The sequence below is a fragment of the Vibrio coralliirubri genome (genome assembly GCF_024347375.1).
Classification (GTDB): Bacteria; Pseudomonadota; Gammaproteobacteria; order Enterobacterales; family Vibrionaceae; genus Vibrio; species Vibrio coralliirubri.
In genome coordinates this window covers 1,859,082-1,870,154 of the sequence record NZ_AP025471.1, presented here as the reverse complement: position 1 = coordinate 1,870,154, position 11,073 = coordinate 1,859,082, and the positions used below count along the sequence as shown (strand labels likewise).

Genomic DNA, 11,073 nt, shown 5'->3' with positions numbered 1-11,073 from the left:
GGTGGCAAGTAAAACGAGCAAATGCCGATTCAAAATCAATGCATTAAGGAAAAGATAAATTTTTGTGATTTTAATTTTATTTGGAAACCAAGTATCTCCGGCTGACGAGAAATCAGCTCAGATTTTCTCAAAATGAGAATAACGCAGTTTGGAAGACGGAAGGTTATCAGAGCCTAGGACTCAGAACGGGCTGAGATTTGCTGCATCGAATATCAGTTTGAGCACCACAATGTTGAAACTCAATTTGGATAGGTTAGGGTCTGTGATCTAAACAGAACGATGACAACGCGCCTTAAAGCCTCTTGTTCCACTTCCCTTGATGGTCACGGTCGCAGTTTTCTTGCGTATCGTAGCTCACATGCTTGTCGATATTCTTCAGTTGAATTCCAACTTGATTGAACGCTTGTTGAATAGCCCCTGAAACACTTTGCTTGCCTTCGCCACTTAAGAAGTTCGTTCTATCCTGATTGGTGTCGAATACACAGACAATTTTCAAACTTTGCGGAAAAGAGGAGAAGTTGACCGAGTGAGTCACCCACAAAAAACCATCGAAGCCTTTCAGCGTGTCTTCACACACGTCAGTTAACACGTCTCTGATTTGATTTTCGATTTTCTTATCTGATTTACGCATGCAGCAAAGCTCCTATTTAACACCTTAAAAAATAAGGTTTTTCGATCAATTTTGTACTACCTAATATTGGACACTGTGGAAGTTTTAAATGCAAAGTATTTGTACTTACACTGATAAATTCCACAATGTGGGACTATTGTTTCACAAAGTGGAATGTTGATAGTTATCACATTATCAATAGCAAACTACCGCTATATTTCTCTCATACAACGAGAGGCGGTTTTATGAGCAAGTTACAAGGTAATCAAGCATTGGTAAAAGCAATCGCAGTCATCGACTCGATCGCTGAAGGTAATCGACAACTGAAAGATGTGTGTGAACATTTGCAGCTGCCGAAATCTACGGTGCACAGAATTATCCAAGGCCTTATTGAAGCTCGCTATATCCGAGAAGTGAAAGGGATTGGTCTAGTGCTAGGTACTAAAATGATTCAACTTGGTATCCGCGCCCAACAAGACATGCCTCTCAAAGAAATTGCGAAACCCTTTATTCGCGAACTTGCTGCTCAAACTAAAGATACCGTCCATCTAGGCATCAAAGATGAGGATCAAATCTTCTACCTAGATAAAATCCCGGGAGAGCGTGCAATTCAACTGCGATCTCAAGTGGGAGACCGACTGCCAATGTCTGCAACAGGGATTGGAAAAGCGTTAATGATTGATATGCCAAAGATGGAATGGATTCGACTTATTTCATCGCAAACTAATCATGACGTCGAGTCGATGCTAAAAAGAATGAATGAATATTCTAAGCATGACTATAGCTATGACTTAGAAGATAACGAAGACCTTGTACGTTGCGTTGCTGTACCAATAAGAAATAAATATAACAATATTATTGCGGCTATATCAGTAACCAGTATCAAAGAATATATGTCTGACGAAAGAATGACAGAGTTAATTCCTGTTATTACTGAGTATTGCCAGAAAATATCCAAGCAACTTAATTAACCCTACAGGTGTATGTAACGTACACTTTATATAAATAATAAATTAATCAGGTACGACTATGTCTAGAACCGGAAAAATTCTAGCCATTGGTGGGGTGTTTGTCGCCTCAATCATTGGTGCAGCCATTGCTACAAATTCTCAAGGAAATAACCAATCGAGTATTGCAGCAGGTGAATCTCAAGTTCAAACTTTACGTTTCAGCATGAGCTCTAATAACAAACACCCTATCTATGATGGTGCAGCTAAGTTTAAAGAAATTGTTGAGAAATTTACTGAACTGAAGGTGGATATATACCCTTCAGCACAATTAGGTGATGACCGTGCGGCGATTGAAATGCTGCAATTAGGAACACTTGACGTATCTATTCCATCTACGGGTCCATTGGCTAACTTCTACCCTGAATACAATGTGTTCGACCTTCCCTTTATGATCACCAGTGAAGATGTCGCAGATAAAGTGCTACGCAGCGAATTTGGTGACGACATGCTGAACAGATTAGAGTCAAAAGGCTTAGTCGGCCTGGATTTCTGGGAGAATGGTTTCCGTCATGTTACGAATTCACGTCGTGCTGTGAAAACGATTGATGACGTGAAAGGCCTAAAGATCCGTACTATGGAGAGCCCACTTCACCTAGACGCATGGAAAGCGATGGGCGCAACTCCAACACCGATGGCCTTCAACGAACTGTTCACAGCACTTCAGCAAGGCACGGTTGACGGACAAGAAAACCCTTACCCGAATATCGCACTGAACAACTTGTTCGAAGTACAAGAAACCTTATCAAACACAGGCCATGTATACACACCATTGGCTTTAATTGTTAGCCAAGCGACATGGAACAAACTAAGCCGTCACGATCAAAGAGTTCTGCGCCAAGCCGCTATTGATGCTGGCGACTACGAGCGTCAAGTTAACCGTCGAGTCAATCTTGAAAGCTTGGATGTTATTAAACAAAACATGGAAGTCGTAACGCTAACACCTGAAGCACTGGTCGGCTTCCAAGAAGCGACTAAGCCCGTTATTGAGAAATACACACCAATCATTGGCAAAGATGTTGTCTCCGCTTTCCAAGAACAAATTAAAAAAGCTGAAAACGAATTAGCCGCTCAGTAACTCAAGCCATCACTTAACATTTAGACCATTACATTATTAATACTGACTATTTTGATGATTAACCCTCAATAACTATCATTAGTAAATAATAGACAAGTAATAGATCTAAGTAATAAGTGAACAAGGAACCTTATTATGTTGAATTGGTTAGATAAGTATTTTGAAAATACGATAGCCGTAATACTGCTCGTTATTATGACGGCGGCAATATTCTTACAAGTAGTATCCAGAACATTCGATTATTCAATTGCTTGGACTGAAGAGTTAGCTCGCTATTGTTTCATTTGGTTAGTTTATATCGGCATCAGCTTTGCTGTCGCGAAAAAGAGCCACATAAAAATAGAAGCCATAGCAATGTTAATAGATGAGAAGGAAAAAAAGTACCTAAGCCTATTTTCGGACTTCGTCTTCTTAGCATTCTCTGTTGTTATTTTATTTAAATCAACGCAAATGGTGACGAACCTATATTACCTAGGTCAAACATCACCAGCACTTGGGTTGCCAATGTGGATCGTTTATCTAGCAGGCCCAGTAGGCTTTGCACTTACATCAATCAGGTTGATTCAACAGATGGTATCCACCACTGATGACATCAAAACAGCGAAATAGGAGGTAATCATGTCAGTATTTATTTTGTTTGCGACTTTCGCACTACTCGTTATTGCCTCTGTGCCCATTGCTATCTCATTGGGTATGGCAACGCTACTCACCATTATTTCAACCGGCACCTTAAGCGTTGATTTTCTTGTGAGTACCTTAATCACCTCTGTCGATTCTTTCCCAATTATGGCAGTACCATTTTTCATCCTAGCGGGTGACATCATGGGCAGCGGCGGTATCTCGCAACGTTTGGTGAACTTTGCTAACTCATTAGTGAAAAACATCACGGGTGGTTTCGCAATTGCTTCAATCATTACATGTATGTTCTTCGCTGCTATCTCGGGCTCTGGCCCAGCTACGGTAGCGGCGGTTGGCGGCATCATGATTCCAGCGATGATCAAGTACGGCTACGACAAGGGCTTTGCAACCGCGGTTGTTACAGCAGCCGGTGCGATTGGTGTCATGATTCCACCAAGTATCCCAATGGTGATGTACGGCGTATCTGCAGGCGTATCAATTGGCGACTTATTCATTGCAGGCATCATCCCAGGCATCTTGGTATCGCTTTGTTTGATGGCTTGGGCATACATCTACTCAAAGAAGAAAGGCTACAAAGGATCAGACGAACCGTTTAGCTGGAAAGAGGTGTGGGCTCAATTTAAACACGCTCAACTCGCACTGCTTATCCCAGTAATCATTCTTGGTGGTATCTACGGCGGTATTTTCACCCCAACAGAAGCAAGTGTAGTAGCGGTGGTTTATGGCCTTATTGTGAGCCTATTCGCCTATAAAGAAATTACCTTTAAAGACTTACCAAAAATCTTCACTAAATCGGTGATTACTTCCGTGATTGTGTTGTTGATTGTGGGTACCGCGACTGCCTTTGGTAAGTACTTAGCACTTGAACAAATTCCAACACAAATTGCTAACGCGATGCTTGATTTCTCCGATAGCAAGGTGATCTTCATTATCTTGATGGTAGCACTACTGCTCGTTGTCGGCTGTTTCATGGAGACCGTTGCGGCAATCATTATTCTGACGCCAATCTTGGTTCCAGTGGCCATGCTATTCGGTTTCAACCCAGTACACATCGGCATCATCATGGTGGTGACATTGGCTATCGGGTTTATCACTCCCCCTCTGGGCCTAAACTTATTTGTTGGCTCGAGCGTTTCAGGGGTCTCTGTTGAGAAACTCTCTAAGGCGATTATCCCGTTCTTCCTAGCCATGATGTTCGCGTTAACGCTGATTGTATTTATTCCTCAGATATCTCTGATTCTGATTTAAGTAAGGTATTTATTGTGAAAATTATTGATGTCATTCCACACGCAATCTCAGTTCCACTAGAGACGCCGTTTTATTTCGCACAAGGCTGGGTTCATAACCGTAGCTCAATGATCATCGAAATCGTTACTGATGAAGGGGTTGTTGGTTTTGGTGAAGCACTTTGTCACGGCCTACAGAGCCCGCACATTGCGGCGGCATTTATTGAACATACCTTTAAGCCGCTACTGCTCGGACGCAGCCCGTTCGACGTGGAAGTACTTTGGGAAGAGATGTACAACGTGACTCGCCCATACGGTCAAGGTGGTTCTGCGGTGAACGCGATCAGCGGTGTTGATATTGCACTGTGGGATGTCATTGGTAAGGCTCTCAATAAGCCGATTCACTCACTGATCGGCGGTGCTTTCCGCAAGGAAGTCACCCCGTACGCAACTGGCTTCTATCGTGTCGCAGACGCGAAATATCCAGAAGCGGCTATTGAGGAAGCACATCGCTATGTCGATGGTGGCTTTGAAGCGTTCAAACTCAAAATTGGATTTGGCGTAGATGAAGACATCGCCTTTATTCGTTCGATTCGTGAAGCCGTTGGTAATGATGTGAAGATCATGGCTGATGCTAATGGGGCGTACAACGCCGCTGCTGCACGTCGCATCATCAAAGAAACAGAAGAGTTAAACCTGTACTTCTTAGAGGAGCTGTTAGCTCCAGAAGACATTGCTGGCTATCAAGAAATCAAGAACCTTTCTACGACTTATATCGCCGCAGGTGAGCAACTGTTCGGGAAAATGGGCTACCGCCCTTGGCTTGAACAGAGAGCGTTAGACGTGATTCAACCTGATCTATGTTCTTCAGGTGGTATCACGGAATGTAAGAAGATTGCAGCAATGGCACAAGCAAACCACACCATGATGATTCCACACGTGTGGGGTTCTGGTATTGGTATTGCGGCCTCTTTACAATTTATTGCTTCACTACCAAGTTCACCACTATCACTCAACCCTATCGAGCCAATGCTTGAGTTTGACCAGTCTTCACACCCATTCCGCAAAGATCTCATTTGCGATGGCATCAAGATGGAAAACGGCAAGGTACAAATCTCTACCAAACCGGGCATCGGTGTCGATGTGAATACCGACATCATCAAGCAATACAAAATTAACTAAATAAGCAAAGTTAACTAAACAAATGCGAACTAGATAAACAAGGTTAACTAGGTAAAAAGAGTTAGCTAGATCCGAAACGTTAACGGTTCGACAAAGTAAACCGATAAAAAGTACATCAACTAAACCTAAAACTGCGCGCCTTAGGGCGCGTCTGTGAGCTGTAATTATGAATCAAAAAAACAAAATCAGTTGGCTAATTCTGGATTGGGGAACGACAAACTTTCGTGCCTTTGCCATGGATGAACAAGGACAGGTCGTTGATAAAACAGAACGTAAAATGGGGCTGCTTCAGGTTGAAGATGGTGCCTTTGCAACCGAGCTTGAATCATTGCTGAGTGAGTGGCTCGGCGAATACCAACACTTCCCAATTTATATGGCAGGTATGGTTGGTTCTGCACAGGGCTGGGTCAACGTCCCTTATGTTTCCACGCCAACTAATGTGGAGTCCTTGGCTCAAAACACCCATCAATTCGACCTCCCTTGGGGGGCAACAGCCACCATCATTCCGGGTGTCAGCCATTGTGATGAGCATGGCCACTACGACGTCATGCGTGGTGAAGAGGTTCAGTTGTTTGGACTTCTTGAGTTAGCAGGCAAACCGACGCTTGAAGCAGCTTTTCCGGGGACTCACAGCAAACACGCAAATATTGAAGCGGGTAAGTTAGTCTCGTTTTCAACCTACATGACTGGCGAACTATTCTCTGCACTGTCGACACACACAATCCTAGGGCGTGGCTTGCCTGAACAAATCAGCTCTAACGCTGCTTTTGTAAAAGGGATAGAGGAAAGCTCGAACCCGTCAATCACCAATCAGCTCTTCAAAGCCAGAACGCATCGTCTATTCGGCAATCTAGAAGAGAGTGAAGTGTTTGATTACTTATCAGGGCTGTTAATCGGCAACGAAGTACGAGAACTGCATCAAGAGAGCATCTACTTGGTGGGCGGAAAAGCTCTATCAGAACGCTATGACCAAGCCTGTCGTCAGCTAAAGAAAACAACCGAATACGTGAATGGCGATGACACTTTCATCGCTGGAATGTTAAAAATTAAAGAGGCAATGAACAATGACAAATAAAGACTTTAACCTAAGTGATCACTTACCACTCGTTGCCATTATCCGTGGTGTAGAACCGGAAGATTGTATTCGTGTGACGCAGATTTTGATTGAGGAAGGCTTCTCAATGATTGAAGTGCCATTGAACTCACCAGATGCATTGACCAGCATTAAAATGCTAGTCGAACATTTCGGTGATCAATATTTAATTGGCGCGGGTACCGTTACCACACCAGAAAAAGCACAAGCTGTGATTGATACAGGTGCAAACTTAGTGGTAACGCCGAACTTCAACGAACAGGTCGTGAAAATGTCAGTGGCTGCAGGTTGCGTCAGCTTCCCTGGTGTTGTTACGCCGACAGAGGCGTTCGCTGCACTTGCTGCCGGCGCGACAGGGTTAAAACTATTCCCGGTTTCTGTCCTTGGGCTTGATGGCTTTAAAGCGTTGAATTCCGTGCTGCCTCCCGAAGCAATCTGCTTACCAGTAGGTGGTATCAACCCTACCATCGAGAGCATGAAACCATACTTAGACATAGGTGCGAAAGGCTTTGGTTTAGGGGCGTCACTTTACAAGCCTGGCTTATCTGACGACGAGATTCGCGCCAATGCAAAGGCATTCAATACCGCCTTTAAAGAGTCTGTAGCTTAAGTAAGCTCGCCCAAAAAGTAAGCAGAACCAACAATACGGCTCATATTTGTCTATGTGATTTGTTATCAGTCATACAGAACAATATGAGTCGTATTTCTTTTACTAAGACACTAGCTCGCCGCTTGTTCCCAATCAGTCAGTAACTTCATGATTACACGAGAGTCTTGATGAGTCGCCATCGGCGCAACAAGTTGTGTGTCACCTCGCTCAACTGCTTGGCGAATATTACGCACTTGATAGTGGAAACCATCGCCTTGCGCTTCAGCTTTCACTTCACGTGTCGACGTTTCATAGATCTCAACCGTGAATGTGTTGTCTTCGGTCGGTAGCCATGGATTAGTATCTAGCGTAATGCAGCCTTTACTGCCTAGGACCGTAAAGCCGTGCTTTAAACCGTGGTCTTCAGCAGTATGGATTTGCGCGGTAAAGCGGTCATTGAAACGCATCATCGCCGACGATTCACAGATATTGCCATCTTGGCCTCGTCGACCGATTGCTGAGACCTGCACGTCATCGAACACGCTCTCACCAAATTGCTGCTGCGCAACAGAGTGAATCAGCGACATTGGGTAGCAGCCAAGGTTGTACAGCGCGCCTTTACTTGCAGGGTTCACGAACTGATCAATTGCCGCAACGTAGGAGCCTTGGATTGAGCGCACTTCACCAATCTCACCGGTTGCTAGTTCTTGATGAAGCTTGGCGATAAGTGGATGGTTTAGATACATCAAACCTTCTGCAAAGAATACGCCCGCTTCTTTCACGGCTTGCAAGGCTTGCTCGGTTTTTTCCATATCTACCGACAGAGACTTCTCACACAAGATCGCTTTGCCTTTTTGAGCCGCTTTAATCACATACTCATGATGGACATGGTTTGGCAGAGCAATATAGATAATGTCGACCGACTCATCTTCAATCAAGGCTTCATAGCTGTTGAAGGTTCGTGTTGGTTGGTATTGAGCAGCAAACTCGTTAAGTGTTTTTTCAGTACGACCAGCAACGGCATACAACTCGCTTTGAGCATCGCCTTTAATCGCATCCGCCATTACGCCTGAGATAAAGCTGGTTCCTAGGATTCCCCATTTCATGTCTTAGATCTCCTGCTCTTGTGTTTTGATTGGTCCACGTTGCGTTTCAAATGCTTGCACTAATTCCGTAATATCACGCTCAATAAACGCTTGGGTATGAGGCATCACAAAGTGCTGATTGATCGCCTCGCGGTTTGCGTATTGCTCAAGCAAGATCACACGATCGCTTTGGCTTTGATCATAGGTTGCAATCGCTTGTAGACAGCCCGGCTCGCTTTGCATGTCTAAACAAAACTGTTCGATAGCTTCGATCGCAGCAGCTCGCTCTATGTTAGTTTTGATCTTAAGTTCGGCAGTAACAAAGATGGTTTCGTTCATTTGAGGCATTTCACGCTCTTATTTTAGTTAATTATCGGTTTGCCATTAATATAATTAACCCCTAATAATTGATAAACTCACGTTTTGTTTATTGTTTATCAACCAAGAGTGTTCAATGGATAAGTTAACCAGCATGAAAGTCTTCGTCTACGTGGTGGAACAAGGCAGCTTTCGTAGCGCCGCAAACCACTTCAACCTGTCGGCGACCATGATAAGTAAGCATGTCCATTCCTTAGAAGCCAGTTTGAAGTCTCAGCTGATCCACCGCACCACGCGTAAGCAGTCTTTAACCGATTCCGGTCAGCTTTATTATCGAGAATGTAAACGGATTCTCGAAGACATCAGCAATGCTGAAAACCTAATTCAAACCTTGGAGAACCAGCCACAAGGGACGGTAAAGATAAACTGTCCGGTCACCTATGGGAACAAGGTGCTTGCCCCGATTGTGGCTAAGTTCCTCGCGCATCACCCAACGATTAATGTCGAACTCGTACTGAACAACGACCTTGTCGATCCTTATTCATCCGATATTGATTTGATTGTGCGAATCGGTGACCTGTCTGATTCCAGTTTAGTCGCCAGATACTTAGGGGATTATGAGATGTGTTACTGCGCGGCTCCTGAGTACCTTAACCAACATGCTGAAATCAGAGTACTAGAAGACTTGGCGCAGCACCCATCGCTTGGATTCAGTTACAGCAGCCAAGCCCCTCACGCCACACCGAATAAAGAGCGTGTGCGCTTGATGTCGAATAATGGGGATGTGTTGCGATATGCCGCCCTACAAGGTGTGGGCGTGTTGTTGCAACCGACAATCTTAGTCGCAGAAGAGATTAAACGTGGAGCGCTGTTGGAAATCCTACCCGGCATGGCGCCGTTACCAAAGCCGATTCACTTGCTCTACAAAACTAAGCAACTGTCGTTGAAGAACAGAACCTTTGTCGAGTTTTTATTAGCTGCTCTTTCCGAGTAACTAAGCGCTTTCTAAACAACAAAGACCGCTAGACTGTTTGCCAATGGCTCATCAAGCGCTTGCCAAGATCGGAAGGTGTGGTGTTATGGGCAGTCATCTCATCACATTGGTTAAACGCCATGAAGTGTTTAAGTTCTTCGCATAAGGCGTGAATCAATGACTCATGAGTTTTAACTCTGTCTTCAACAACCAAGTTACGAATATTGAGTAAACGGGTCTTCCTGTCGACCTTGCAATCCATTCGTGCCACCAGCTTACCTTGCCACAGAATCGGTAAACTAAAGTAACCAAACTGGCGCTTGGCCTCAGGCACATAGCACTCTAGGAGGTAGTCAAAGTTGAACAATGATTGCATTCGCTTTCGTTGAATCAGCAGGTTATCAAACGGAGACAGTATCTTAAGCTTGGTTCTGGAAAGAGGTTGATTCAGCAGATCAAAAGCACCTGGCAGGACATAGTAATCAGAGCCTTGAATATCTACTTTCAGAACCTGCTTATCTTCAAGCATCTGTTGGAGTGTTTTCTGAATCAGAGGCTTTGTGTTCTTGAGCAGGTAGCTCATATCCGACGCTATTCCAACTCCGTTAGCCTCTAAATAACGCGTAATGATATGCTCGATGTACTCTTGTTCAGTCGGCTCAGAGGTATCAATTTCGCTCGGCAAAACTCGCTCGGTTAGGTCATACACCTTATGAAAACTCACTCGGTTTGGCACCATTAAATCGCCTTGCATGAACAAGGTTTCTAATGCTTGCTTGGCCGGTTTACCGCCCCACCCGCCGGGGTTTGGCCTATCCCCTTCAAAGTCTTTCGCCATCAACGGCCCTTCATTCTCAATTCGCTTGAGAACATGAGCCATCAGTGCGTCATCCTTTTTATACCAATGCTTGAGCTTACCGCTTGCAAAACCATTCTTGCGATGTAGGCTGAATCGGAAGTCACGCATGGGTAAATACGCAGCGGCATGCGACCAATACTCAAACACCTCTCGACGCTCTAACAGCTTATCGAGATGGTTCAGTTGGTAATCTTGATTGCGATTCCACAACGTATGATGGTGGGCTCGCTGAATCACGGAAATGGTATCAATTTGCACATAGCCAAGGTTTTCAATCGCAGACAACGTGTTCGCCAAAGCGCCCCCATTACGTTGTTTCTTTGAGGGCAGCTTCTTAGGTGGCAGTTTTTGTGAAAGCAGTACCATTTTTTGCGCTTGGGCGAGTGACAATGATTCCATGAAATTCAGACTCTA

The 11,073-nt window shown here is 44.4% G+C and carries 12 protein-coding genes; 8 read left to right on the top strand and 4 right to left on the bottom strand.

Annotated features, from left to right (window positions below):
• Nucleotides 1–292: 292 nt before the first annotated feature.
• Nucleotides 293–631 carry a hypothetical protein gene (locus OCV20_RS25100; RefSeq protein WP_048610494.1) on the bottom strand — a complete coding sequence of 113 codons (339 nt, stop codon included), beginning with the start codon at nt 629–631 and terminating at the stop codon, nt 293–295.
• A 224-nt stretch (nt 632–855) separates the two neighbouring features.
• Between OCV20_RS25100 and OCV20_RS25095 the strand changes: the two genes are divergently transcribed.
• The 7 genes from OCV20_RS25095 to OCV20_RS25065 all read left to right on the top strand — a co-directional run bounded on the left by OCV20_RS25095 (nt 856) and on the right by OCV20_RS25065 (nt 7,445).
• Nucleotides 856–1,581 (top strand): IclR family transcriptional regulator, encoded by a 726-nt coding sequence (locus tag OCV20_RS25095; RefSeq protein ID WP_017089484.1) that lies wholly within the window; start codon nt 856–858, stop codon nt 1,579–1,581.
• A 58-nt stretch (nt 1,582–1,639) separates the two neighbouring features.
• The gene (locus OCV20_RS25090; RefSeq protein ID WP_050620398.1) at nt 1,640–2,695 is read left to right on the top strand and encodes a TRAP transporter substrate-binding protein; all 1,056 of its coding nucleotides are present in this window, start codon (nt 1,640–1,642) and stop codon (nt 2,693–2,695) included.
• A 135-nt stretch (nt 2,696–2,830) separates the two neighbouring features.
• A complete protein-coding gene (locus OCV20_RS25085) occupies nt 2,831–3,304 on the top strand; it encodes a TRAP transporter small permease (protein WP_050620397.1) in 474 nt (157 codons plus the stop codon).
• A 9-nt stretch (nt 3,305–3,313) separates the two neighbouring features.
• Nucleotides 3,314–4,582 carry a TRAP transporter large permease gene (locus OCV20_RS25080; RefSeq protein WP_050620396.1) on the top strand — a complete coding sequence of 423 codons (1,269 nt, stop codon included), beginning with the start codon at nt 3,314–3,316 and terminating at the stop codon, nt 4,580–4,582.
• A gap of 14 nt (nt 4,583–4,596) precedes the next feature.
• The gene (locus OCV20_RS25075) at nt 4,597–5,742 is read left to right on the top strand and encodes a mandelate racemase/muconate lactonizing enzyme family protein (protein ID WP_086774015.1); all 1,146 of its coding nucleotides are present in this window, start codon (nt 4,597–4,599) and stop codon (nt 5,740–5,742) included.
• Between the two features lie 166 nt (nt 5,743–5,908).
• Nucleotides 5,909–6,817, top strand: coding sequence for a 2-dehydro-3-deoxygalactonokinase (locus OCV20_RS25070; protein ID WP_086774016.1), 909 nt, complete (start codon nt 5,909–5,911; stop codon nt 6,815–6,817).
• A complete protein-coding gene (locus tag OCV20_RS25065; RefSeq protein ID WP_086774017.1) occupies nt 6,807–7,445 on the top strand; it encodes a 2-dehydro-3-deoxy-6-phosphogalactonate aldolase in 639 nt (212 codons plus the stop codon). Before OCV20_RS25070 ends, OCV20_RS25065 begins: the two co-directional genes overlap by 11 nt.
• A 110-nt stretch (nt 7,446–7,555) precedes the next feature.
• Here OCV20_RS25065 and OCV20_RS25060 read toward each other — a convergent pair whose 3' ends face one another.
• Entirely contained in the window at nt 7,556–8,530 is a 975-nt protein-coding gene (locus OCV20_RS25060) for a Gfo/Idh/MocA family protein (protein ID WP_086774018.1), read from the bottom strand.
• Between the two features lie 3 nt (nt 8,531–8,533).
• Nucleotides 8,534–8,857 (bottom strand): putative quinol monooxygenase, encoded by a 324-nt coding sequence (locus OCV20_RS25055; protein ID WP_086774019.1) that lies wholly within the window; start codon nt 8,855–8,857, stop codon nt 8,534–8,536.
• Between the two features lie 106 nt (nt 8,858–8,963).
• Between OCV20_RS25055 and OCV20_RS25050 the strand changes: the two genes are divergently transcribed.
• Nucleotides 8,964–9,821, top strand: a complete 858-nt coding sequence (locus OCV20_RS25050) for a LysR substrate-binding domain-containing protein (protein ID WP_086774020.1) — start codon at nt 8,964–8,966, stop codon at nt 9,819–9,821.
• 28 nt (nt 9,822–9,849) lie between these two features.
• On the opposite strand, the gene OCV20_RS25045 is transcribed toward OCV20_RS25050, so the two are convergent.
• A complete protein-coding gene (locus OCV20_RS25045) occupies nt 9,850–11,058 on the bottom strand; it encodes a winged helix-turn-helix domain-containing protein (protein ID WP_086774021.1) in 1,209 nt (402 codons plus the stop codon).
• Between the last annotated feature and the right edge of the window lie 15 nt (nt 11,059–11,073).